Annotated in this window: 27 protein-coding genes and 1 riboswitch; of the genes, 3 read left to right on the forward strand and 24 right to left on the reverse strand. The window is 28.2% G+C overall.

All coding sequences use genetic code 11. The features are described 5' to 3' along the window. Positions 1-11 precede the first annotated feature (11 nt). The 22 genes from fliI to JNUCC81_RS13945 all read right to left on the reverse strand — a co-directional run bounded on the left by fliI (position 12) and on the right by JNUCC81_RS13945 (position 18,694). Positions 12-1,319 carry a flagellar protein export ATPase FliI gene (fliI, locus tag JNUCC81_RS13840; protein ID WP_454094021.1) on the reverse strand — a complete coding sequence of 436 codons (1,308 nt, stop codon included), beginning with the start codon at positions 1,317-1,319 and terminating at the stop codon, positions 12-14. Then, positions 1,316-2,092 (reverse strand): FliH/SctL family protein, encoded by a 777-nt coding sequence (locus JNUCC81_RS13845; RefSeq protein ID WP_454094022.1) that lies wholly within the window; start codon positions 2,090-2,092, stop codon positions 1,316-1,318. The genes fliI and JNUCC81_RS13845 overlap by 4 nt, the downstream gene beginning before the upstream one ends. Further along, entirely contained in the window at positions 2,076-3,134 is a 1,059-nt protein-coding gene (gene fliG, locus JNUCC81_RS13850) for a flagellar motor switch protein FliG (protein WP_454094023.1), read from the reverse strand. Before fliG ends, JNUCC81_RS13845 begins: the two co-directional genes overlap by 17 nt. Positions 3,135-3,150: 16 nt before the next feature. Further along, on the reverse strand, positions 3,151-4,710 hold the full coding sequence (gene fliF / locus JNUCC81_RS13855) for a flagellar basal-body MS-ring/collar protein FliF (RefSeq protein ID WP_454094024.1): 1,560 nt from the start codon (positions 4,708-4,710) through the stop codon (positions 3,151-3,153). A 22-nt stretch (positions 4,711-4,732) separates the two neighbouring features. Then, a complete protein-coding gene (gene fliE, locus JNUCC81_RS13860; protein ID WP_454094025.1) occupies positions 4,733-5,035 on the reverse strand; it encodes a flagellar hook-basal body complex protein FliE in 303 nt (100 codons plus the stop codon). A gap of 20 nt (positions 5,036-5,055) precedes the next feature. Then, a complete protein-coding gene (gene flgC, locus JNUCC81_RS13865; RefSeq protein WP_454094026.1) occupies positions 5,056-5,460 on the reverse strand; it encodes a flagellar basal body rod protein FlgC in 405 nt (134 codons plus the stop codon). 4 nt (positions 5,461-5,464) lie between these two features. After that, positions 5,465-5,791, reverse strand: a complete 327-nt coding sequence (flgB, locus tag JNUCC81_RS13870; RefSeq protein WP_454094027.1) for a flagellar basal body rod protein FlgB — start codon at positions 5,789-5,791, stop codon at positions 5,465-5,467. A gap of 489 nt (positions 5,792-6,280) precedes the next feature. After that, positions 6,281-6,364, reverse strand: a riboswitch (cyclic di-GMP riboswitch). A 198-nt stretch (positions 6,365-6,562) separates the two neighbouring features. After that, positions 6,563-7,747 carry a flagellar hook-associated protein FlgL gene (gene flgL / locus JNUCC81_RS13875; RefSeq protein ID WP_454094028.1) on the reverse strand — a complete coding sequence of 395 codons (1,185 nt, stop codon included), beginning with the start codon at positions 7,745-7,747 and terminating at the stop codon, positions 6,563-6,565. Positions 7,748-7,947: 200 nt separating this feature from the next. Next, positions 7,948-9,126 carry a flagellar hook-associated protein FlgL gene (gene flgL / locus JNUCC81_RS13880; RefSeq protein WP_454094029.1) on the reverse strand — a complete coding sequence of 393 codons (1,179 nt, stop codon included), beginning with the start codon at positions 9,124-9,126 and terminating at the stop codon, positions 7,948-7,950. 214 nt (positions 9,127-9,340) lie between these two features. Beyond that, a complete protein-coding gene (gene flgL / locus JNUCC81_RS13885) occupies positions 9,341-10,519 on the reverse strand; it encodes a flagellar hook-associated protein FlgL (protein WP_454094030.1) in 1,179 nt (392 codons plus the stop codon). Positions 10,520-10,731: 212 nt separating this feature from the next. Beyond that, positions 10,732-11,916, reverse strand: coding sequence for a flagellar hook-associated protein FlgL (flgL, locus tag JNUCC81_RS13890; protein WP_454094031.1), 1,185 nt, complete (start codon positions 11,914-11,916; stop codon positions 10,732-10,734). Positions 11,917-12,027: 111 nt separating this feature from the next. Further along, positions 12,028-12,348: a flagellar protein FliT gene (locus JNUCC81_RS13895; protein ID WP_454094032.1), complete on the reverse strand. Its 321-nt coding sequence runs from the start codon at positions 12,346-12,348 to the stop codon at positions 12,028-12,030. Between the two features lie 14 nt (positions 12,349-12,362). Next, positions 12,363-13,934 (reverse strand): flagellar filament capping protein FliD, encoded by a 1,572-nt coding sequence (gene fliD, locus JNUCC81_RS13900; RefSeq protein WP_454094033.1) that lies wholly within the window; start codon positions 13,932-13,934, stop codon positions 12,363-12,365. Between the two features lie 12 nt (positions 13,935-13,946). Next, entirely contained in the window at positions 13,947-14,330 is a 384-nt protein-coding gene (gene fliS, locus JNUCC81_RS13905) for a flagellar export chaperone FliS (protein WP_454094034.1), read from the reverse strand. Positions 14,331-14,353: 23 nt separating this feature from the next. Further along, positions 14,354-14,566, reverse strand: coding sequence for a carbon storage regulator CsrA (gene csrA / locus JNUCC81_RS13910; RefSeq protein ID WP_208334872.1), 213 nt, complete (start codon positions 14,564-14,566; stop codon positions 14,354-14,356). Then, the gene (fliW, locus tag JNUCC81_RS13915; RefSeq protein WP_454094035.1) at positions 14,550-14,948 is read right to left on the reverse strand and encodes a flagellar assembly protein FliW; all 399 of its coding nucleotides are present in this window, start codon (positions 14,946-14,948) and stop codon (positions 14,550-14,552) included. The genes csrA and fliW overlap by 17 nt, the downstream gene beginning before the upstream one ends. A gap of 13 nt (positions 14,949-14,961) precedes the next feature. Then, positions 14,962-15,903: a flagellin N-terminal helical domain-containing protein gene (locus JNUCC81_RS13920; RefSeq protein ID WP_454094036.1), complete on the reverse strand. Its 942-nt coding sequence runs from the start codon at positions 15,901-15,903 to the stop codon at positions 14,962-14,964. A gap of 14 nt (positions 15,904-15,917) precedes the next feature. Further along, a complete protein-coding gene (gene flgK / locus JNUCC81_RS13925; protein WP_454094037.1) occupies positions 15,918-17,198 on the reverse strand; it encodes a flagellar hook-associated protein FlgK in 1,281 nt (426 codons plus the stop codon). A 20-nt stretch (positions 17,199-17,218) separates the two neighbouring features. Then, on the reverse strand, positions 17,219-17,632 hold the full coding sequence (locus tag JNUCC81_RS13930) for a flagellar protein FlgN (RefSeq protein WP_454094038.1): 414 nt from the start codon (positions 17,630-17,632) through the stop codon (positions 17,219-17,221). After that, positions 17,633-17,899: a flagellar biosynthesis anti-sigma factor FlgM gene (gene flgM / locus JNUCC81_RS13935; protein ID WP_454094039.1), complete on the reverse strand. Its 267-nt coding sequence runs from the start codon at positions 17,897-17,899 to the stop codon at positions 17,633-17,635. A gap of 36 nt (positions 17,900-17,935) precedes the next feature. After that, a complete protein-coding gene (locus JNUCC81_RS13940; protein ID WP_454094040.1) occupies positions 17,936-18,259 on the reverse strand; it encodes a FliM/FliN family flagellar motor switch protein in 324 nt (107 codons plus the stop codon). A gap of 12 nt (positions 18,260-18,271) precedes the next feature. Beyond that, on the reverse strand, positions 18,272-18,694 hold the full coding sequence (locus tag JNUCC81_RS13945) for a YaaR family protein (protein WP_454094041.1): 423 nt from the start codon (positions 18,692-18,694) through the stop codon (positions 18,272-18,274). A 192-nt stretch (positions 18,695-18,886) separates the two neighbouring features. Between JNUCC81_RS13945 and JNUCC81_RS13950 the strand changes: the two genes are divergently transcribed. Then, positions 18,887-19,567, forward strand: coding sequence for a LytTR family transcriptional regulator DNA-binding domain-containing protein (locus JNUCC81_RS13950; protein ID WP_454094042.1), 681 nt, complete (start codon positions 18,887-18,889; stop codon positions 19,565-19,567). A 40-nt stretch (positions 19,568-19,607) separates the two neighbouring features. On the opposite strand, the gene JNUCC81_RS13955 is transcribed toward JNUCC81_RS13950, so the two are convergent. Beyond that, on the reverse strand, positions 19,608-20,249 hold the full coding sequence (locus tag JNUCC81_RS13955) for a lytic transglycosylase domain-containing protein (RefSeq protein WP_454094043.1): 642 nt from the start codon (positions 20,247-20,249) through the stop codon (positions 19,608-19,610). 216 nt (positions 20,250-20,465) lie between these two features. Between JNUCC81_RS13955 and JNUCC81_RS13960 the strand changes: the two genes are divergently transcribed. Further along, the gene (locus JNUCC81_RS13960; RefSeq protein ID WP_454094044.1) at positions 20,466-21,251 is read left to right on the forward strand and encodes a PIG-L family deacetylase; all 786 of its coding nucleotides are present in this window, start codon (positions 20,466-20,468) and stop codon (positions 21,249-21,251) included. Positions 21,252-21,317: 66 nt separating this feature from the next. Here JNUCC81_RS13960 and JNUCC81_RS13965 read toward each other — a convergent pair whose 3' ends face one another. Then, on the reverse strand, positions 21,318-21,926 hold the full coding sequence (locus JNUCC81_RS13965) for a hypothetical protein (RefSeq protein WP_454094045.1): 609 nt from the start codon (positions 21,924-21,926) through the stop codon (positions 21,318-21,320). Between the two features lie 381 nt (positions 21,927-22,307). On the opposite strand from JNUCC81_RS13965, the gene JNUCC81_RS13970 reads away from it, so the two are divergent. Further along, positions 22,308-23,582, forward strand: a complete 1,275-nt coding sequence (locus JNUCC81_RS13970; RefSeq protein ID WP_454094046.1) for a dicarboxylate/amino acid:cation symporter — start codon at positions 22,308-22,310, stop codon at positions 23,580-23,582. The last annotated feature ends 10 nt before the right edge of the window (positions 23,583-23,592 follow it).

Raw genomic sequence — 23,592 nt, forward strand, 5'->3', positions numbered from 1 at the left:
TCATCTCTCCTTTAGTCGAACATGGTGCTTAGCATTTGCTTACTATCATCAAAGGATGTATTTTCTTCTACTCTTTGTTTTAAAAAACTATTTATTTTATCTATATATGTAATAGACATATCTATATTTTTATTTGAGCCTTTTTCATATGCTCCTATATTAATCAAGTCTTCAGCTTCTTTATAAGTTGCAATAATGTCTCTTGCAAATGATGCTGACCTTTTATGGTCATCTTCGCAAATCTCATTCATAAGTCTACTAACACTATTTAAAATATCTATAGCTGGGTAATGATTTTTATGTGCTAGTTCTCTAGATAAAACTATATGTCCATCTAAAATCCCTCTAACTGTATCCGCTATAGGTTCATTAAAATCATCACCATCAACTAATACTGTATAAAAAGCTGTTATAGAACCTTTATCAGATAAACCAGTTCTTTCCATTAATTTAGGAAGCATCGCAAATACCGATGGTGTATATCCTTTCTGTGCAGGTGGTTCACCTATAGCAAGTCCAACCTCTCTCTGTGCCATGGCAAATCTTGTTACAGAATCCATCATTAAAATAACTTTTTTACCTTGATCTCTAAAATATTCAGCTATTGAAGTAGCTGTTAGTGCTCCTTTTAGTCTTACTAGTGGTGATTTATCAGAAGTAGCACAAACTACTACTGATTTTTTCATACCTTCTTCACCTAAGTCTCTTTCTATAAAGTCTAATACTTCTCTTCCTCTTTCTCCTATAAGAGCAATTACGTTTACATCTGCTTTTGCAGTTCTTGCAATCATTCCTAAAGTAGTACTTTTACCAACTCCACTACCTGCAAATATACCTATTCTTTGACCTTCACCACAAGTTAAAAATCCATCAATAGCCCTTATTCCTGTAGGCATTATCTGTGTAATTCTTTTTCTTTTCATTGGATCAGGAGGTTGATTAAAAAGACTATATCTTTCTCCTGATGTTATAGAACTTTCATCTATTGGATTTCCAACTCCATCAAGAACTCTTCCTAATAACTCATCACTACATTTAACACTTAGTGGTATGCCCCTTGCTACAACTCTACATCCAGGTCCAATTCCTGTTAATTCTCCAAGTGGCATAAGTATAACATCTCCATCCTTAAATCCTACTACTTCGCAGTCTATCGGATGTTCTAATTGATTGTATATAGTACATAGTTCTCCTACAAAACTTTTGATTCCCTCTACCTCTACAGTAAGTCCAATTATTTTTTTAACTTTTCCCTCAGATCTAATAGCAGGTATATCTTTAACTTTTTTTACTAATCTTTCAAAATCTATATTAATCATAATAACTCCTCTTTTATTTCTTTTAAAACAGAGTCAACTCCAATGATTAATTTCCCTTTAGAAGTTTCTATTATTGCATTTCCCTGCTCAACAGATTCATCACTTAAGACAAATACATCACCATTAATTTTGTAACTTTCTTTAAGCTCTAAAATTTGTTTTTGTAAGCTTTCTTTATATATAGAATTTGTTTTTATAATAAAGTTTTCTTTAAGTTCATATTCTTCAATCACATTAAGTATCATATTATCCATAAAAGATGTTTCTGTAAATTTTTCTCTTAAGACTTGTTCTGCTATGCTTACACTTAATCCTAATATTTGATTTTTATTTGCCTTTAAATATTCAACTACATAGTTTTTAGCTTCTTCTAAAACATTATTAGCATTATTTAATATACTTTCGGCATCTGTTTTTGCTTTTTCAACATTTTCTTCATAGGCTTCTTTATACCCATCTTCATAACCATTTTTACTTCCTTGGCTATAACCTTGCTCATAAGCGTTCTTTTCTATTTCTGAAACTTTATTTTTACTTTCTTCTATAATATTCAAACTCTCTTCATTAGCTTTTGAAATCATTTCTTTATATTTATTTTCTGCTTCTAGAATCTTATTTTTTAGTTCTTCTTCTTTTTTTACAAGTTCTTCTTCTAAATTTTTTTGTTCTTCAATTTTAACTTTGCTAATAATATTATTTTGTAAAGTTATTTTTCCTCTAACATTTATATCTTCAGAACTTATGATTTTACTTTCTCTACATAACGAATTCATCGTCTGAACCTCTAGATAATGTTATTGCACCTTCATCTTCAAGTCTTCTTACTATATTAACAATAGTTTGTTGAGACTCTTCAACTTGTGATATTTTAACTTTACCTAATAAATCAATTTCTTCTTTAAGTGCTTGAGATGCCCTTTGTGATTGATTTTTAAATATAACATTTGCAACATCTTTTGAAGAACCTTTAAGAGCAAATGCAATATCTTTAACGTTAACTTCTTTAAGTATTCTTTGAATAGCTGTGTTATCAAGTCTAACAATGTCATCAAATATAAACATATTCGATTTGATTTCTTCAGCTAACTCACTATCCTTTTGTTCTATGTAGTTGATAATACTCTTTTCTGTTTTTCTATCTACACTACTTAATATATCTACTAGGCTATCAACTCCACCTGAGCTTTCTTTCTCTCTTTGACCTAGTCTTGATAACTTATACTCAACAGCTTTATCTATAGCCTTTATAATATTTGGAGATATTGATGATATACTACCTATTTTTAAAGACACTTCATTTTTTATTTTTTCTGGTAGCTCACTTAAAATCACTGCTGCTTTATCAGGTTGAATATGAGAAAGAATTATAGCTATAGTTTGAGAACTCTCTCCTTGTATACACGAAAGAATTTGTTCTGGTTCAGCTCTTCTAGCTGACATAAATAACTTTGTATAAGCATCATACTTAATCCCCTCTAAAAGCTTATTGGCTCTTTGATTACCTAAAGCACCATTAAGCAATGATTTAGCATAATCTATACCACCTTCTAAAACAAACTCTTTCCCTTTATTAAGTTCTATAAATTCTTGAAGGATTTCCCTTCTTTCTCTAGATCTTACTGTGTGTATATTAGCTATCTCTACACCTATCTTTTGTATCTTTTTGTCAGTTAAATTTTTTATTATATCGGCAGATATATCCGTACCTAAAGTCATTAAAAGAACTGCTGCTTTTCTTGATCCAGTAACTTTCCTTACTTTTGGTATATCGCCTAAGTCAAATGCATTTCCTGATTTACTAATTTCCTTTTCCAAAATAAACAACCACCTTCTACTCGTTTAACCAGCTCTTAATTAACTCTGTTACTTGTTCTGGATTTTCAGAAGCATAATTTCTAACTTCATCTTCTAATGTAATGCTATCATCATCTTCTTCAACGTACTTTAATCTATTTTGTTCCATTTCTTCTAATTTTTGATTTATTAAATCTATTTCATTTTCTTCATCAAATATTTCTTCTTTATTTAAAGCCTTTTTCTTACGTATATACATAGTTGTAAGTACCACTACTAAAAGTAATAATAACGCTCCTACTATAAAACCTGTTATCTTTAACATCTTCTTTATTCCTTCGTCTTCTTTTATCATGTCTAACTTATTATCCTTAGATGAATTCATGTTAAAGTCCATTGATACTACTGCTACATCGTCTCCTCTATCTTTATTCATTCCGATAGTATTAGCTACCATAGTTTCTATTTTTCTTGTTTCTGCTGCTCCTACTTTTCCGTCAATGGCAACTGATGCAGTTATTTTATTTACTTCACCTTGAGCTTTTATAGTCTTAGTCTCTGTTTTTCCAACTTCATATTCTATATTTTCTTCCTTATTATCTAAAGTAGATTTATTGTCCTTACCTACATTATTCATATTATTGTCAACAGCTCCGCCAGTGTTTGCTGCCTCGGTAGTTTTGTTATTGCTTCTTGCTTCTTTTACTATAACTTTATTAGGATCAACTACTGTTTCTGTCTTTTCACTAGTATCGAAGTTTAAATCAGCATTAACAGTTGCTTTTACCTTACCTTTTCCAAAAATAGGTTCTAAAAGTCCAATAATAGATCTTTCTAAGTCTGAGCTTAATTCTTTTTCTGCTTTTCTAGATATATCTAGCCCATTAGAGCTTGCTGCTTTTACTTTTCCATCTTCATCAAATAGTCCCTCTGATAAAAGCTTCATATTTTGATCTACAACTTCTACATTTTGCTTTGGTACATTAGAAGTACTTGCTGAAACTAAAGACATTATCGATCTTATTTGTTCAGATTCTAAGCTTTCTCCAGGCTTTAGGTCAATAGATACAGCTGCCTTTCCTGGTACGCTTTCCTTAGCAAATACAGACTCTTTTCCTTCAGTTATATGTACTCTTGCATTATCAACTTGAGGGAATGTTTTTATTGTTTTTTCAATCTCCCCTTGCGCCATTCTTTGCTTCTTTATTTTGAATTCTTCATCTGTCATACCAAAAGACGAACCTTCATCCATAATTTCAAAACCTTTTGATCCATTAGATATATTATTTGATAGTTCTAGTCTTAATTTATCAACTTCATCTTTAGGTACATATATACTATCACCTTTTATTTTTGTATCAACTTTTTTACTTTCAAGCTCTTTTGTTATAGATGCTGCATCATTAGAATCTAATCCTGAGAAAAGTACTTTATACTTATTCTCTTTTAAATAACCTGTTCCAAATACTACTGCTAATATACCCGCTACCACTGCAACTATAATTGCTATTTTTTTCTCTTTTTTTAGTTCTAGAAACTGTTGTTTTTTAGTGCTTATAAAATCCTTTATTTTTTGTATAATTTCTTTTAAATTCATCTGCATACTCCTTGTCAATAGGCTACAATTGCACCCTATTTACTTCTTGATAAGCCTCATATAGTTTATTTCTAATTTCTAGCATTAGTTGCATTGAAATTTGTGACTCTTGCATTGTTAACATTACGTTATGCATACTTGATCCTTCACCCTTCACTAGACCTTCTATAGAACTATTGGCATTTACTTGATAATCATTGACTTTGTGTATAGCATCTTTTATGATTTGGGAAAAATCATTTTTTTCTTGAGTGTTTACTACTTCATTTTTTATTCCTTTTGCAAATATATTAGAATTTGCCCCTATACTTGTAATTGATTGCATAACTTCCTCCAAATTTATATTTATCTTCCTATTTCTAATGCCTTTGAAATTATATTCTTTTGAGCATTCAAAGTCTCAACATTAGATTCATAACTTCTAATTGCTGATAATACATCTGCTCGTTCTGTAAGAATATCAACATTTGGATATTCAACATATCCTTGAGCATCTGCATCCGGATGATCTGGTTTATATAGTTTTCTTAATGGAGATTTATCTTCTTCTATTGCTACCGTTTTTACACCTAACATCCCTAATTTCTCATCAAAGTTTTCTTGAAATACTGCTACTTTTCGTCTATAAGCTCCCCCATTTTCAGTTCTTGTCGTCTTTAGATTTGCTACATTTGATGATATAGTGTCAATTCTCATTCTTTCTGCTGAAAGTCCACTTGCACTTATTCTCATCCCACTAAAAATATTCATTTAATTACCTCCCTGATATTACACTCTTGATCATTGCTAACTTAATATTAGTTATATTAACTAGGGCATTATATTGAAGAGTTGTCGCTGCCTGATTTACCTTTTCACTTTCTAAATCAACATTATTACCATCTAATCTAACTATTGAAGTATCATCTGCCTTAACCTCTATTTTAGCCTTATCATCCATTTTGCCTTTTAGACTGTCTTCAAAACTCACATACTTTCTTTTATAATTTGGCGTATTTATATTTGCCACATTATTTGAAATAACTTTATTTCTTAAGTCTGTTGCATCTAAACCAACTTTTAATAAATTGTATATACTCATAACTCCTCCTATTTTTTAATCTAAAAAAACTACTCAGAAAGAGTAGTCTATATTATTTCATGGTATTATAATTCGTGTGTAATACAATCCACAAAACTAGAACAAAATTAAAAATACTTTTACACTACACTTTTATATACTTATGTTTGGATTATTCTTCCTAAATCATATCTAATATATATTATAACTCTTTTTTCGAGATAATTGTATGGATTCTAACAAAAATTTACAAATTTTATCAATTTTTATCAATTTTTTCATTTTTTGTCAATATTTTTCATACTTTTTCCTAATATATTTATATTTTTTATCATATTTGTATTTTTTCCGACAAAATATATCAGTTTCTAATTATTTCTCCGTGTTTGTATAAATTTATTATTTTTAAATTTGTTATAGCAATTATAATTAGTAGTTTTAATATAAAAAAAATACTCTGCAGCAGAGTATTTTTTCATATCAAAATGATAACAAAAAGTCTATTAACTCTTCGGCAGCTGGCTGGCATAGTTAAAAACGTTAGCCCCTATAGTTTTGCGTCCCTAGATTTCCCTAGGTTTGCCTATTAAATTTTATTTTTAGTTCTTTTTATACATATTCTAACATCTATGCTTATATTATAACATATTTTCCCATATATATGTACATATATATGGGAAAATATGTACATATATACACTAGAATATAAAAATATTTTTCATTTATTTATAATTAAATCAAAAATAGACATAATTTGGAATTATGTCTATTTTTGTTAAATTGTAACTACAATTATCTTAATAATTGCATTACACCTTCTGGCTGAGATTTAGCTTGAGCCATCATAGCTTGAGAAGCTTGAGTTAATAAGTTTAACTTAGATAAGTTCATCATTTCTTTAGCAACATCTACGTCCCTTATTCTTGATTCTGCTGCTGTTAAGTTTTCACTTGAAGTACTTAAGTTAGATTGAGCAGTTTCTAATCTATTTTGAGTTGCTCCTAAGTTAGCTCTTGAAGTATTTATTGTTTCTAATGCTTTATCTAAAGAATCTATCATAGCTCTAGCTGCAACAGTTCCATCATTTCCTTCTTTGTTCATCTTTTCTATAGCTTTTTTATCAGCACCTAATCCTAAAGATTCTGTATTTACATTTTGTACTTTAACATTAAGTTTTTGAGAATCTGTAGTGTTAGCTCCAACCTGTAAGTTTATAGATTGACCTTTTATATCTCCTTCAGCTGATACTGCTAATTTTTCATCTGTTGATGCCGCTGTCATATCTGCTTTTATAGTAATTTTTATAGTCTCAGTTGAACCTGTTTTCTTTAATGTATAATCTCCTGCTTTTATTTTACCAGTAGCATCTGCACCTACTGAATCTAATTCAAATGTATCAGTAGCTCCAACTTTAAGAGTTATTTTACTTTTACCACCAGTACCAGCAGCAGTAGTTAATTTTACATCACCTTTAAGACCTAATTCTTTTATACCCTCTACAGAGTATTTATCAGCCATACCAGCTTCCATTTTAACATCTATAGTTTTTCCTATTGAATCAGTTCCGTTTAATAAGTTTTTCTTATTGAATTCAGTTGAATCAGCTATTCTGTTTATTTCATCATGTAATTGTGATAATTCTTCTGTTATCTTAGATCTATCTTCTGCAGTGTTAGTTTCATTTGCAGATTGAACAGATAATTCTCTCATTCTTTGAGCTATGTTTCCAACTTCTTCCATAGCACCTTCTGCTGTTTGAACTACTGATATACCATCTTGAGTATTTCTAGATGCTTGTTCTAATCCTCTTAATTGACTTCTCATTTTTTCTGATATTGCAAGACCTGCTGCATCATCTCCAGCTTTGTTTATTCTTTCTCCTGAAGATAATTTATTCATTGACTTACCAGATAATCCTACATTTTTTCCCATTTGGTTTAATGCTATCATAGCATTCATATTAGTGTTTATTCTCATTATGTTACCCTCCTTAGTTTTTTTTAATGACATCCATGTCTTTTAATTTATGTAAAAATACTTAGTTAAGTATCACTTACAATATAATATATCGACATATTTTAATAAAACTTTACACTTTTTTTATTATTTTTTTATAATCAAAATAAAAATAGACATAATTTTAAATTATGTCTATTTTTGTTAAATTGTAGTTACAATTATCTTAATAATTGCATTACACCTTCTGGTTGAGCTTTAGCTTGAGCCATCATAGCTTGAGAAGCTTGAGTTAATAAGTTTAACTTAGATAAGTTCATCATTTCTTTAGCAACATCTACGTCTCTTATTCTTGATTCTGCTGCTGTTAAGTTTTCACTTGAAGTACTTAAGTTAGATTGAGCAGTTTCTAATCTATTTTGAGTTGCTCCTAAGTTAGCTCTTGAAGTATTTATTGTTTCTAACGCTTTATCTAAAGAATCTATCATAGCTCTAGCTGCAACAGTTCCATCATTTCCTTCTTTGTTCATCTTTTCTATAGCCTTTTTATCAGCACCTAATCCTAAAGTTTCTGTACTTACATTTTGTACTTTAACATTAAGTTTTTGAGAATCTGTAGTATTCGCTCCAACTTGTAAGTTTATAGATTGACCTTTTATATCAGTTTCAGCTGATGTTGCTATTTTAGCTTTAGCTGCTACTGCTGTAACAGCTTCTTTCATAGTAACTGTTATAGTATCAGTACTAGCTGTATCTTTTAAAGTGAATACTGATCCTGCAGCTATATCATGGGCTGCTGTACCTACACCATCTACTTCAAAAGTCTTTCCTCCAACTTCTAAAGTAATTTTATTTTTAGCACCACTATCTGCTATAGTTAATTCAACATCTCCTTTAAGTCCTAATGCTTCTAAACCATCTACAGAGTATTTATCAGCAGCTGCAGCTTCCATTTTAACATCTATAGTTTTTCCTATTGAATCAGTTCCGTTTAATAAGTTTTTCTTATTGAATTCAGTTGAATCAGCTATTCTATTTATTTCATCATGTAATTGTGATAATTCTTCTGTTATCTTAGATCTATCTTCTGCAGTGTTAGTTTCATTTGCAGATTGAACAGATAATTCTCTCATTCTTTGAGCTATGTTTCCAACTTCTTCCATAGCACCTTCTGCTGTTTGAACTACTGATATACCATCTTGAGTATTTCTAGACGCTTGTTCTAATCCTCTTAATTGGCTTCTCATTTTTTCTGATATTGCAAGACCTGCTGCATCATCTCCAGCTTTGTTTATTCTTTCTCCTGAAGATAATTTGTTCATTGACTTACCAGATAATCCTACATTTTTTCCCATTTGGTTTAATGCTATCATAGCATTCATATTAGTGTTTATTCTCATTTTGTTACCCTCCTTAGTTTTTTAACGACATCCATGTCTTTTAATTTATGTAAAAATACTTTGTTAAGTATCCCTTACAATATAATATATCGACATATTTTAATAAAACTTTACGCTTTTTTATTAAAATATTTAATTTTTCTTTATAATATAATTAAATTAAAAATAGACATAATTCAAAATTATGTCTATTTTTGTTAAATTATAGCTACAATTATCTTAATAATTGCATTACACCTTCTGGCTGAGCTTTAGCTTGAGCCATCATAGCTTGAGAAGCTTGAGTTAATAAGTTTAACTTAGATAAGTTCATCATTTCTTTAGCAACATCTACGTCTCTTATTCTTGATTCTGCTGCTGTTAAGTTTTCACTTGAAGTACTTAAGTTAGATTGAGCAGTTTCTAATCTATTTTGAGTTGCTCCTAAGTTAGCTCTTGAAGTATTTATTGTTTCTAATGCTTTATCTAAAGAATCTATCATAGCTCTAGCTGCAACAGTTCCATCATTTCCTTCTTTGTTCATCTTTTCTATAGCTTTTTTATCAGCACCTAATCCTAAAGATTCTGTATTTACATTTTGTACTTTAACATTAAGTTTTTGAGAATCTGTAGTGTTTGCTCCAACTTGTAGGTTTATAGATTGACCTTTTATGTCTCCTTCAGCTGATGCTCCTATCTTAACATCTGCTGCCTTCGCTGTCATATCTGCTTTTATAGTAAGTTTTACAGTTTCTCCTGAAGCTTTCTTTAATGTATAATCTCCTGCCTTTACTATACCAGTAGCATCTGCACCTACTCCGTCTAATTCAAATGTATCAGCTCCAACTTTAAGAGTTATTTTACTTGTAGCACCAGTACCAGCATCTGTAACTAATTTTATATCTCCTTTAAGTCCTAATCCTTCTATACCGTCTACAGAGTAGTTATCTCCTGCACCAGCTTCCATTTTAACATCTATAGTTTTCCCTATTGAATCAGTTCCATTTAATAAGTTTTTCTTATTGAATTCAGTAGAATCAGCTATTCTGTTTATTTCATCATGTAATTGTGATAATTCTTCTGTTATCTTAGATCTATCTTCTGCTGTGTTAGTTTCATTTGCAGATTGAACAGATAATTCTCTCATTCTTTGAGCTATGTTTCCAACTTCTTCCATAGCACCTTCTGCTGTTTGAACTACTGATATACCATCTTGAGTATTTCTAGATGCTTGTTCTAATCCTCTTAATTGGCTTCTCATTTTTTCTGATATTGCAAGACCTGCTGCATCATCTCCAGCTTTATTTATTCTTTCTCCTGAAGATAATTTATTCATTGACTTACCAGATAATCCTACATTTTTTCCCATTTGGTTTAATGCTATCATAGCATTCATATTAGTGTTTATTCTCATTATGTTACCCTCCTTAGTTTTTTTTAATGACATCCATATCTTTTAATTTATGTAAAGATACTTAGTTAAGTATCTCTTACAATATAATATATCGATATATTTTAATGAAACTTTACACTTTTTTATTAAAAATATTTAATTTTTCTTTATAATTAAAACAAAAATAGACATAATTTAAAATTATGTCTATTTTTGTTAAATTGTAGATACAATTATCTTAATAATTGCATTACACCTTCTGGCTGAGATTTAGCTTGAGCCATCATAGCCTGAGAAGCTTGAGTTAATAAGTTTAACTTAGATAAGTTCATCATTTCTTTAGCAACATCTACGTCTCTTATTCTTGATTCTGCTGCTGTTAAGTTTTCACTTGAAGTACTTAAGTTAGATTGAGCAGTTTCTAATCTATTTTGAGTTGCTCCTAAGTTAGCTCTTGAAGTATTTATTGTTTCTAATGCTTTATCTAAAGAATCTATCATAGCTCTAGCTGCAACAGTTCCATCATTTCCTTCTTTGTTCATCTTTTCTATAGCCTTTTTATCAGCACCTAATCCTAAAGATTCTGTATTTACATTTTGTACTTTAACATTAAGTTTTTGAGAATCTGTAGTGTTTGCTCCAACTTGTAAGTTTATAGATTGACCTTTTATATCTCCTTCAGCTGATGTTGCTATTTTAGTCTCAGCTAAAACCGCTGCCATATCTTCTTTTATAGTAACTTTTATAGTTTCAGTTGAACCTGCTTTAGTTAAAGTGTAGTCTCCTTTAGCCACAGCACCAGCAGTACCACCAAGAGCAGTAACTCCATCTAATTCAAATGTATCAGCTCCAACTTTAAGAGTTATTTTACCTGCTGCACCAGAAGCAGCTGTAGTTAATTTTACATCTCCTTTAAGTCCTAATCCCTCTATACCATCTACAGAGTATTTATCAGCCATACCAGCTTCCATTTTAACATCTATAGTTTTCCCTATTGAATCAGTTCCATTTAATAAGTTTTTCTTATTGAATTCAGTAGAATCAGCTATTCTGTTTATTTCATCATGTAATTGTGATAATTCTTCTGTTATCTTAGATCTATCTTCTGCAGTGTTAGTTTCATTTGCAGATTGAACAGATAATTCTCTCATTCTTTGAGCTATGTTTCCAACTTCTTCCATAGCACCTTCTGCTGTTTGAACTACTGATATACCATCTTGAGTATTTCTAGATGCTTGTTCTAATCCTCTTAATTGGCTTCTCATTTTTTCTGATATTGCAAGACCTGCTGCATCATCTCCAGCTTTGTTTATTCTTTCTCCTGAAGATAATTTATTCATTGACTTACCAGATAATCCTACATTTTTTCCCATTTGGTTTAATGCTATCATAGCATTCATATTAGTGTTTATTCTCATTATGTTACCCTCCTTAGTTTTTTTAATGACATCCATGTCTTTTAATTTATGTAAAAATACTTAACTAAGTATCCCTTACAATATAATATATCGATATATTTTAATAAAACTTTACACTTTTTTATTAAAAATATTTAATTTTTCTTTATTAAAATATGAATAGTTGTTATTTGCCTGTTTAGACACTTTATGTTCTTTAATTTCATCTTTAACTTTATCTATATTTTCATTTAATAAATTATGTATTTTTTTATCTATATCTAATATTTTATTATCTATTAGTAATTTTTTTAATTCTGATTTATTAATTTCACTTTCTAGTATTTCTTGTCTTTTATTTAAAAGACTATCTACTTTATCTAATTCTGATTTATTTATACATTCAATTATTTCTAAAGATATATCTTTATACAGTTTTACAATTTCTTTCATATCTTTCACCAAACCTACATTTGTGAAAGATAATTCATTTGCGCATTAAGTTTATTAATACTTGATTCTAATTTTGCAAATTTTTTATACAGTGCATTTTCTTTTGCATCCATCTTTCTTGTAATATTTTTTATATTTTCTGCTTGCTTCTTTAGTTGATCCGAATAAAAGTTTCTTACTGCAGATGCCGTTTTCTCTAGCCCTGCTTTTTTTGCAAATATAGATGATGAACCTCCTACATACTTATTCATAGTATTTTTCATATTTTCTAATACACTGGAACTGTCTTTAGCAAATACTTCATATACTCTAGTAGAATTAGTTTCTAAAGCTTTTGTAAATTTAGATTCATTTAACGCGATTTGTCCTCTTTTGGTATAATCTTCATGGCTAGTTAAGCCCATCTCACTTAAAACTCCCATTTTATCTCCAAATATAGACTTTTGCATATCTGACATAAACTTTCTCATTTCAGAGTCATTTCTAAGTATACCTTCTTTGGCTTTCTTTTCCCATTTTTCTATTTCTTTTTCACTCATATCTTCTTTTTGAGCTTCTGTTAAAGGTTTATAGTCTGCTGACTTTTTCTCCATTACAAGTTTGTATACCTTGTCCATTAGTTTATTATATTCTTCAACAAATGATTTCATATTTTCTACTACTGGTTGAACATCTTGTTTAGATGTAATGTCGGTACTACCTGTTGAATGTACGTTATATGTAACTCCATCTATTGTAAATGAATTTGATTTTTCATTTAGAGTCTTCGTAAACGATCCGTCCTTTGAAGATACTTGAATTATAGAGTTGCTACCTACAGCGCTACCTTTAAATTCAAGTTCAGTAAGTTTAGGCTTTCCACTTCCATCCAGCTTGAAACTTCCATCAGATTCAAGTTCATATGATTTTGTCTTTAACCCTAAAAAGTCTAGAGAGTTAGATATACTTCCATCTTCATTTAATATTTTTAATTCACTATCTTTACCTTCTTTAGCTGATTCAATAGTAAATTCACCAGTCATTTCACTAAATGAAGCTTTAACATCTCCACTCATACTATTGTTTATCTTACTTACTAGAGAATCTATAGTATCATCCGGTCCTATAGTTATATCTTTTGAATTAGAATCTTTCCCTAAATTTATTTTAAATTTAGTTTCTGATGCTAATCCCAATTCAGATAACTTGCTATCTTTTTTAATCTCTTTACCATTAGCAGCTTGTGATGATGTAGCTTTAGGAGCTTCAGCTAATTTTTCAATATTAAATTTATAATCAATCTTATTAGCACCTGCATTACCTTTAGCAGTTAATATACTCGAGTCAGAACTTGTTAAAGATAATGTATTCCATGCACTACTAGTTGTTAAAGAATTCTTTGACGATACTGAAAAATATTTCTCGCTAATATCTTTCACATCTTTTATAACTTCTCTATATATTTCTTGTTGCCATTTTATAGTTTGTTCTTTTTGCTTAGCTGTATCTACCTTTTTTTGTTCTCCTGCAAGCATTTCCTTTATCATGGTTTCTGTATCCATACCAGTTGCAAGTCCTGTTAATCTCAAACTATTTACACTTGACATAAAATCCCCTCCCTACTTACTTTTCTTTGTTGCTTTATATGCCTCATGCCACATATCTCTTACTTCCTCAATTAAAGGAAGTACGTTATCTATTATCTGTGCATCTTTTTTTATATTAGCTTTAGCAAGTTCACTTTTTATAAACTCATACACATTATATAAATCTTTCATGTAACTTCCTGCATCTTTATCCATAGTTACCATAAGCTCTAAAAATATATCTTGAACCCTAACTAGCTCATCATGTGCTTTTTGCATATTTTTTTCTGATATTGCAAGTCTAGCTATTTTTGTATATTTAACAGCTCCATCTACTAACATAAGTAATAATTGTTCTTGTGACGCTGTGTTTACTGAATTTTGTTTATATATATTATATGGATTTGCTGCATACATAACTTTCTCCCTCACTCACTTACTTACTTAAATAAATTTAAAATTTCATTTGTATTGGTTATAGCTTCTGAATTTTCTTTTTTAACATTTTCATATATTTCTTTTCTAAGTATAACCTTATCTTTGGGAGCATCTATAGCTATTTTAACGCTTCCATCTTCTATTTTTACTAACTTAATTTCTATATCATCTCCTATTAATATAGATTCTCCTTTTTTCCTAGTAACTACTAACATTCTTTTCACTCCCTGTTAAAGGTTCTTTTATGCTATATTTATCATCTTGCAATATTAATTGCTTTCCTTTATTATTTTTAATATTTATTACTAAAGGAGCTTTTAAATTAACTGTACTTTGTTCTAATGTGTTGCTTAAAGTTATTAAATTTAATATTAATACGTCATTAGGATTTTCTATTTCCAAGTCATTTATTATGTCATCATTTAAATTTATTTCATAGTCATTTTTAACTTCAAAAGGTGATATAGCTATAAAACCTATATTAATATCTTCTTTTGAGTTTATAATTTTAAATTTAGTATTTTCTTCAATTTCATTTATTGTAAAAACTTTATATTCTTCAAGACCCGGAATTCCTTTATCAAATAATATTTCCATATATTCCTCCTAATTATCTTAGGTAATCAAGTATACTCGGCTGTATTAATTTTAATCCAGCTTGAATAGATGCATTATAAACCAATTCTGCTGATTTTAATTCAGTAAATTTTTCAATATGATTAACATCCTGATCTAATGATAATACACCTTTCATATTTAATATATTCTCATTATTAAGTTTTTTTATATTTTCAGCCGTATTTACTCTAACACCAAGTTTAGTTCTATTATCTAGTGTATGGTTAAAAAATGAATCTATTTTAACTTTTACATCACCTGTCAATTTCTCTTTATTTACTTCAACATCCTTACCGTTTGATATATCGTTTAACAATTTAGATACATCATTTATTGCAGAAAGGTAATCTTTACCTCCCTTTCCTGTATCAAATATTTCTTTGGCAGATACGTTATAATCTATATTTATACCATCTGATATGTCCGCTTTTAAGTCGTCTGAATTCGCTTTTGAATTTAATTCTAATGTTACAGTTCCATCTGCATTTTCTATTATATTTACTGGAGCTTCATCAACAGTACTTCCTCCAAACATATGTCTTCCTGCATAACTTGAATTTAATGTTTCTCCCAATTCTCTAATTTTTACATTTACATCTGCATTTATAGCCTTAAATTCTTCTTCAGTATATGCACCATTACCAACTTTTAAAATAGATTCTTTAATATCGTTAAGAGCTCTTCCAACCTCTTCTAATGATGAATCTGTATTATCCATCCATCCTACGATTTCATCTATATTATAGTTGTATTTTTCTGTATATTTTATTTCGTTATTTAAATTCATTATTTTTACAGCTTTGTGAGGATCATCTGATACCCTATTTACTTGCTTGCCTGTATCAAGCTGCTTACTTAATTTATCCATTCTTTGTAAATTTTCTTGTACGTCATACATATGACTGAAAAGCATTGATGAATTTGTTATTCTCATAATTACCTCCTAATTTATCTTCTTAATCCATTTATTACAACGTCTAATAAAGAGTCTATCGTCGATACTACTTTAGCACTTGCATTATATGCATGGTGAAATTGTATTAAATTAGTCATTTCTTCATCTAATGCAACACCAGACTCATTTAGTCTTGTTTTATTTACTTCTTTTAATATTTTACTTTGATTTTTTTCATTTCTTATCACTTCTTGAGATTCATTCCCTAAACTTTGTATTACACCATTATAAAAGTTATTTATAGTTACGTTTTCTCCCTTGATACTGATTTTTTTATTTTTTAATCTATACATTTCTTGTGCTTTATCTGATGTTACATCTAAGTCAACTGTTCCATCTATTATTCCATCAGCTACTTTTAAAGATGGACTTTTAGTACCATCATACTCAAATAAATTAATTTTTAAAGTATCATTTACTGATGTTGCTATATTTTCAGCTAATGTATTTACATCATTTTTATATTTATCTATTTTTTCTATCATTTCTAGAGAACCTTTAATTTCTCCTGAAACATTTGCTATTTTTTTTAATTCATCTATTGTAACTTCTCCGCCCTTTGTTATTTTATCATTAAGCAGATTTTTTACCTCATCGTCTTGCATATTTATCTTAAAACTAAGGTCATCTAGTATTCTATCTCTTTCATCTAGTAAATCGTTAGGGCTTTTCCCACTACCTTCAACTATTTTGATATTTTTGTTAAGATCTCTTAATTGATTAATTGCAAAGTTTATATCTTTTACCTGATTGTCTAAGTTTACTTGCGTTTGTTCTCCTAAGTTTTCTAATTTATTAGTTATTTGGCTTATTTTATCAGCTAAATACTTACTATTTTGTATTACTATATCTTTTGCACCGTTATCTTTTGGACTTTTAGCTAATTCCTGCCAACTAGTAAAGAAATTATTCATAGATGCAGAAATCGATGTATCTGATGGCTCATTAAATATAGTTTCCATATTTGTATAACTTTCATATTTAACTTTTAAACTACCAGATGTATGACTTTCGCTTCTATATTGAAAATCATAGAATGCATTTTTAGCTCTAGAAATGTCTGTAACCTCTACACCAGTTCCTAATTGACCTGCTCCTAAACTACTATTGTACCCTGGGTAACTATATGCACTTCTAGCTTTTTGCTCTACCCTTTGTCTTGAATACCCTGGTGTATTCATATTATTTAAATTGTGCGAAGTTGTTTGTATAGCAACTTGACTCGCACTCATACCTGTTCTTGATGACTGTAAAGTCCCAAATAAACCTGACATAACTTTCCCTCCATTGTAATTTATTTTCCTACTTGTCCAAGTGAATTATATGTACCAATACCTTTACTTGGCTTAATAAAATTTATCATTTTTTTTGTAAATAATAATTTCTGTTTTATAAGATTGTTATTTGCTTCTTTTTGTACTTCTAACATATGAAGATAATGTTTTATATCTTCATATGCCTTAATTATATTTTCATCATTACAATCTTCCATAAGTTTAGACATACTAGTTTCACTACCTGTAATGTTTCTTCTTTTAATTTCTAATGTTGCAAGTTCTTTTGCTACTAAATCTATTTCTGTGGCTATTTTATCAAGCTTGATTACATCTTTGTTTATTAATAATTCATATTGCTCATCTAGCAAATCTAAAAGGGTTTTTAATATATTTTTTTCTTCAAATATAACTATTTTTAACTCTGGGCTCAACTAGTTTTCACCTCTCATGTGCTCAATTATTTTCTTTGCTATATCCTTAGAATCTATTCTATAAGTTCCATTATCTATTTTCTTTTTTAATTCATTAACTTTCTCAATATTTATTTCTTCTTTTTTATTATTAACTTCACTTAAATATTTCCCTAAATCAGATATTTGTACAGTATCTATTTTTTCTTTTTTTATAGATTTGTCTTCTGCTTTATTGGATTTATATATATTTTCAATGACTCTTTGGTTTATCGAACCTATTTTCATCGAGTACCTCCCTAGTATTAATAAGTTATAATTATTTTAACTTTCATCCTCATCCATTTTTATAGTAGATAATCTTATTGCTAATTTATTATCTAATATGATACTTTCACCACTTGCTACCACTTTTCCATTTATACTTATGTCTAATGGTTCTTCAAGGTGCTTATCTAAAACAATTACATCTCCTACATTTAAGCTAGCTATTTTTTCTAACTTTTCTCTTGTTTCTCCTATTGATACTGTTATATCTAATTGTGAATTCATAATTTCATTCATAGCACTTATTGATTTTTTTTCACCTTCTTCTAATTGTTCAAATTCAACCTCATATACATTATCATATTTTTTTAAAGTATCCATATTCATTTCTCCTTACATATATATATCTATTAATAATCCATTTATCTCATCTACCTTAGATGCTACATCTATATTACTCTTTTGATCGTATAATAGTTCTTTTGTTATTTCTTCTAATTTCTCATTTACTGTACTTACTGTCGTAAAGTAATTTGTATCCCAAAAACTATCTTTTTTATTTAATTCATATACATAGTCTACTATAGATTTTAGGTAATTTTTTATAACCTTTTTATATTTTACTACATCTGTGTAATTTTGGGTTGCGGCTAATCTACTTCCAGTATTCTTTATTTCTTTTATATATAATTCCAATTCTTCTTTTGTTTTTGACCTATTTGTTTGATTAAAACTATCACTAAAATCCAACTTACTTTTATTATTTTTACTTTCTATATTTATACTAGGATTTAATCCTATATTTCCTACCTTCATATTTGACCTCTGTAATATTATTTAATATTTTATATTATATATTTTTACGGTTGTTTTGAATATTTCTTAAGTTAATTTTCAATAATTATTTAAGAGGTATATAAATAGTTCTTATCTAATATCTTATATTTAGAAGCTTATTTTATTTATTATAATATCAGCTTCAATTATTATTTTGAAAGGAGATTTTTAATGTTTGATGTATGTGTATGTTGTAATAATATTAATGAAAGAAATAATTTAAATGGACTTTTGCTTAAATTCACTTCATTTAACAAATTTAAATACAAACTTTCTAATTTTAATTCTATTGATGATTTACTAAATAATAAACCACGAAATGTAGATATATTATTAGTCAGTGTAGCTTTAAAAAATAAAACAATAGCTAATGAGATTAATCAAAAAATAACAAGTTTATATAGTAATATTAAGATAATATTTATTCCTGAGATTGTCGATTTTATGATTAATGGTTTTCCACTAAAAGATTTTAAATATGTAATAAATCCTATAAATGAGGAAGCTTTTAATGATGAGCTTTTACAGTGTGTAAATGAGTTAAATGAAAATGATATATTAGGCGATATACCTCCTAAATCAATATTGCTTATTGAATCTCATAAAAATAAATCTTTAGTATATACTCAAAATGATACTTTTACTATAGATTCTAATATTAATAAGTTAACAGAATCTCTAGATTCTTATATTTTCTATAGATGTAGCAATAAAAATTTAATCAACATAAAACAAGTTCGTAGGTTAAACAAGTCATCTGTTATAGTAGGTGATGTGGAGGTTTCTCTATCTCAAAATGATTTTTCCGGATTAAAAACAAGATTATTACATATGTTAAATATAAAAAAATAGATGCTTTATTGCATCTATTTTTTATTGTCTAAAATATATCTTATCTTTTGTAATATTTCATAACTTTTGGTACATAGTTTTGTGTTTCTCTTGGCATTTTGTATATATGTTCTATTGATGTAACTCCTCGTCTCATCATCCTCGTAGGACCACCATTATAAGCCATTAAAGCCATTTCAACATTTCCATTATATCTATCTAAGTATTCTTTTATATGCCTTGTTCCACCATCTATATTTTCTTCTATGTTAAGTGGATTTTTAACTCCTAAGTCTCTAATATTCTCCGGCATAAGTTGCATTAATCCTTTTGCACCTGCAGATGATACAGTATTTGGATTAAAGTCTGATTCAACTTTAATTATTGCCTTTATTAAGTTTGCATCTACACCATACTTTTTTGACGATAAATTTACAGCATCTTCTATTCTTTCATTAGCATTAAGTTTTTTTGATGATATCTCTATTTTATTGCTAACTTGAGATGCATTTTGAGTTTGTAAATTTTCTAATATTCCTATGTTATTTTCATTTATGTTATTACTTCTTTTATTCTTCTCTGCTAAAGCTTTTAATAAACTTATCATAATCATATCAAATACTTCGCTATTAGAGCTGCATTTACACTCACTATGATTTGAAAAGGTAGATATAGAATTTAAGCCTTGTATTTTATCAAGCATTTTGTCACCTCGAAAATAATTTATTACTTTAATTATACGGATAAATACAAAATTTCTTTATATTTATTTAAATTTTTATAATCTTACATAAAGAAATGATACTTGTCTAAAATATTAATATCAATTTAATAACAATAGTTCAAACTTATTATCAAATTTTTTTGTTAGCATATTAAAATATATGACATTTTTAATTTTATTTAAGGAGAAAATAGTATGTGCTTAAAAAATAATAAAAATTTAATATTGGCAATTATATTATGTTTCTTTTTAATATTAGCTATATTTAATATTCATAAAAATAATACTAATAAACAATTTAAAGATTACGTTGTTTTTTACCCTCAACACCAAGATGATGAAGTATTATGGGCTGGTAGTGCTATAGTTGAGGCCATAAAAGAAAGAGGGCAAGATAATGTATTTGTGGTTTTGGTTTCTAATGGTAGTGGAATAGCTGTGTTTGATAATAATGACCAATATAAAAATCTTACAAAAGATCAAAAATCTAGTTACAGAAATAGAGAATTTCTAGCATCACTAAATTCATTAGGTGTAAAAGATAAAAATATTATTATACTACCAAAGTTAACTTCTAACGGTGATACTGATTTTAATTCTATGGAAAATATTGCATTAGAATTTGAAAAAAATTTGAAGAGTGTAACTCATGTTGCACATACCTATAAATTTGATGATCATCTACAACACATAAAAAATGGTTCTATAATCCAAGGATTATATAATACAGGTAAAATTAAAGATGCTAGATATTTCGTAAAACCTCAATTTGCTTATAAAATATTTCCTAGTAAAAAAATAATCTATAATGCTGATTCTAATAAAGAATATGAAATGGTAAAAGAAGCTTGTGAACAATATAAAATAATAGATGTAGATAATAAAAGAGAAGGTATTGGATATAAGTCAGATCATCAGTCTTTTGATAAGCTACTAAAAAATAAAGCTGCACCATCAATACTTCATACTCCAAATGTATAAAAAACCTTGATACAATTTAGTTTGTATCAAGGTTTTTTATATGAGTTTTAAATTTTATTGACTATCTTATAAAGCTAATTCAAGATATCCACTTGGATGGAAGTAGTAAACTTTTGCAGTATTTTTATCTACAAATAATCCCATATCTCCATCAACATCTGGTAAAAATACATATCCACTTAATCCTTTTTGAGATAAAACTTCAAATGTAGTTTCATCTCCTTGATATACATAATTCATATCTGGATTTACCATTTTTAATAATTCTTTAGCTTGTTCTTTATTTAATACTTCTATAACTTCAACAGTATTTTTATCTGCTTTTTCTTTATTTTTATTCTCAACAACAGCTTCATTTTTTTCTATAACAGGTTGTTTTGTATTTTGTTCATTTTTTTGTGGTTTAGTCGCTTCTTCTTTATTTATAACTAATTCTTTTTCTTCATTTTTTAATGTTTCTTTTTTATTTGCTTCTGTTTTTACTACTTCTTTATTAACTTCTATGTTTTTATTCTTTTCTACATTTAAATTTTCACTCTTATTTATCTCTACACTTTGAACTACTTGCTTATTAGTATTTTTATCTGCATTTTGTGCAAAGCTTATATTTTTTATTGGGTTTATTGCTAATGCCCCTGTACATAATATTGATAATGCTATAATTGCTCTTTTCATAATAAATCCCATCCTTTATATGTAATAATTTATGTAAATTTGTTTTATTTCCTTTTCTATAATCTAATATTACCATAGTAAATTTTATAAAAACAGTTACACCACTGTTACTTTAAATTACAGATTCGTAATAAAAGTTACATCGATGTAACCTTTTAGTTTTAGCTATATTAAACATTATTAAACATATATAAATTCCTTATTCATTTTTGAGTTTTTTATTTACATCCAATTCATTTTTTTTAATTTTTTTCTATATTTTCATATTTTTTATTATTTTTATGAATAATTTTATTTTTAACTTGCATTTTTCTAAATTTTAATGCTATTATATACTGTATAAAAACAAAGCTTTAAAATAACCATTCGGAGGAAGATTCTATGAAAAAAAAGTTAAGTCTTACATATAAAATTTTTATAGGTATATTTTTAGGAATAATATTTGGTCTAACTATAAAAAGTTTATCTAATGGAACTTTAAAAAATACAATTTTATTAGATGGAATTTTAAAAATACTTGGCAGTGGTTTTATAAATTCTATAAAAATGCTAGTTGTTCCACTTGTTTTTGTTTCTTTAGTTTGTGGATCATCGTCTATGGGAGATATAAAAAAATTAGGACGAATCGGAGTTAAAACTTTGGTATTTTATTTAACAACTACTGCAATAGCTATAACTTTAGCGCTTTTTATAGGCAAGTTAATAAATCCGGGTCTTGGACTTGATATGTCACATTTAATAACTGAAGCGCCTACTATAGGTGAAAATAAGCCAATAGTTGATATAATACTTGGTATGATTCCTTCTAACCCAATACAATCATTAGCTAGTGGTGATATGTTACAAATAATAGTATTTGCCTTATTACTTGGTATATCAATGAGTGCTATTGGAGAAAAAGCTGCACCTCTTAGAAAATTATTTGAATGTGCTAACGATGTTTGTATGAAGATGGTTAGTATTATAATGTTACTTGCGCCTTACGGAGTTTTTGCACTTATATCAAATACCTTTGCTACTACAGGATTTGAAGCTATATTATCCCTTGTAAAATATATGTTTGCAGTTTCTATGACTCTAGTTTTACAAGCATTTATAGTTTACGCCGGTATGATTAAATTTTTCACAGGACTTAAACTTAAACCATTTTTAAAGAAATTTGCTAATATTGCTGCCGTAACTTTTTCAACAGCTTCAAGTAATGCTGCGCTACCTTTAACTATAGAAAGTATGGAAGAATTAGGTGTTGATAATTCTGTGGCTTCGTTTACTCTTCCTTTAGGAGCTACAATTAATATGGATGGTACTGCTATAATGCAAGGTGTGGCTTGTATATTTATATCTCAATTATACGGGATTAATTTAGATATAAATTCTTTTATTACAATAATATTAACTGCAACTTTAGCTTCTGTAGGTACCGCTGGTGTTCCGGGCGTTGGTATGATAACTTTATCGATGGTATTAACTTCTGTAGGACTTCCAATAGAAGGCGTTGGATTAATAATGGGTGTTGATAGATTATTAGATATGGCTAGAACTACTGTTAATGTAATGGGTGACTGTGCTTGTACTTTAGTAGTAAGTAGCAGTGAAAAGGAATTAGATAAAAATAAATACTATAGTGAACAATCAATCGAAACTATCTCTATATAAAATAAAGAAA

The sequence above is a fragment of the Faecalimicrobium sp. JNUCC 81 genome (genome assembly GCF_053667625.1).

Bases quoted from the DNA above. Each gene is read 5' to 3' on its own strand.
- flgL (WP_454094028.1), bottom strand. From the start codon at position 7,747: ATGAGAATAAACACTAATATGAATGCTATGATAGCATTAAACCAAATG.
- fliE (WP_454094025.1), bottom strand. From the start codon at position 5,035: ATGCAATCAATTACAAGTATAGGGGCAAATTCTAATATATTTGCAAAA.
- fliI (WP_454094021.1), bottom strand. From the start codon at position 1,319: ATGATTAATATAGATTTTGAAAGATTAGTAAAAAAAGTTAAAGATATA.
- JNUCC81_RS13920 (WP_454094036.1), bottom strand. From the start codon at position 15,903: ATGAGAATAACAAATTCATCAATGCTTTTCAGTCATATGTATGACGTA.
- fliW (WP_454094035.1), bottom strand. From the start codon at position 14,948: ATGGAAATATTATTTGATAAAGGAATTCCGGGTCTTGAAGAATATAAA.
- JNUCC81_RS13940 (WP_454094040.1), bottom strand. From the start codon at position 18,259: ATGGATACTTTAAAAAAATATGATAATGTATATGAGGTTGAATTTGAA.
- JNUCC81_RS13970 (WP_454094046.1), top strand. From the start codon at position 22,308: ATGAAAAAAAAGTTAAGTCTTACATATAAAATTTTTATAGGTATATTT.
- JNUCC81_RS13950 (WP_454094042.1), top strand. From the start codon at position 18,887: ATGTTTGATGTATGTGTATGTTGTAATAATATTAATGAAAGAAATAAT.
- JNUCC81_RS13955 (WP_454094043.1), bottom strand. From the start codon at position 20,249: ATGCTTGATAAAATACAAGGCTTAAATTCTATATCTACCTTTTCAAAT.
- fliD (WP_454094033.1), bottom strand. From the start codon at position 13,934: ATGTCAAGTGTAAATAGTTTGAGATTAACAGGACTTGCAACTGGTATG.
- fliF (WP_454094024.1), bottom strand. From the start codon at position 4,710: ATGAATTTAAAAGAAATTATACAAAAAATAAAGGATTTTATAAGCACT.
- flgB (WP_454094027.1), bottom strand. From the start codon at position 5,791: ATGAGTATATACAATTTATTAAAAGTTGGTTTAGATGCAACAGACTTA.
- flgM (WP_454094039.1), bottom strand. From the start codon at position 17,899: ATGAAAATAGGTTCGATAAACCAAAGAGTCATTGAAAATATATATAAA.
- flgC (WP_454094026.1), bottom strand. From the start codon at position 5,460: ATGAATATTTTTAGTGGGATGAGAATAAGTGCAAGTGGACTTTCAGCA.
- JNUCC81_RS13895 (WP_454094032.1), bottom strand. From the start codon at position 12,348: ATGAAAGAAATTGTAAAACTGTATAAAGATATATCTTTAGAAATAATT.
- flgL (WP_454094029.1), bottom strand. From the start codon at position 9,126: ATGAGAATAAACACTAATATGAATGCTATGATAGCATTAAACCAAATG.
- flgK (WP_454094037.1), bottom strand. From the start codon at position 17,198: ATGTCAGGTTTATTTGGGACTTTACAGTCATCAAGAACAGGTATGAGT.
- flgL (WP_454094031.1), bottom strand. From the start codon at position 11,916: ATGAGAATAAACACTAATATGAATGCTATGATAGCATTAAACCAAATG.
- csrA (WP_208334872.1), bottom strand. From the start codon at position 14,566: ATGTTAGTAGTTACTAGGAAAAAAGGAGAATCTATATTAATAGGAGAT.
- JNUCC81_RS13945 (WP_454094041.1), bottom strand. From the start codon at position 18,694: ATGAAGGTAGGAAATATAGGATTAAATCCTAGTATAAATATAGAAAGT.
- flgL (WP_454094030.1), bottom strand. From the start codon at position 10,519: ATGAGAATAAACACTAATATGAATGCTATGATAGCATTAAACCAAATG.
- fliS (WP_454094034.1), bottom strand. From the start codon at position 14,330: ATGTATGCAGCAAATCCATATAATATATATAAACAAAATTCAGTAAAC.
- JNUCC81_RS13960 (WP_454094044.1), top strand. From the start codon at position 20,466: ATGTGCTTAAAAAATAATAAAAATTTAATATTGGCAATTATATTATGT.
- JNUCC81_RS13845 (WP_454094022.1), bottom strand. From the start codon at position 2,092: ATGAATTCGTTATGTAGAGAAAGTAAAATCATAAGTTCTGAAGATATA.
- JNUCC81_RS13965 (WP_454094045.1), bottom strand. From the start codon at position 21,926: ATGAAAAGAGCAATTATAGCATTATCAATATTATGTACAGGGGCATTA.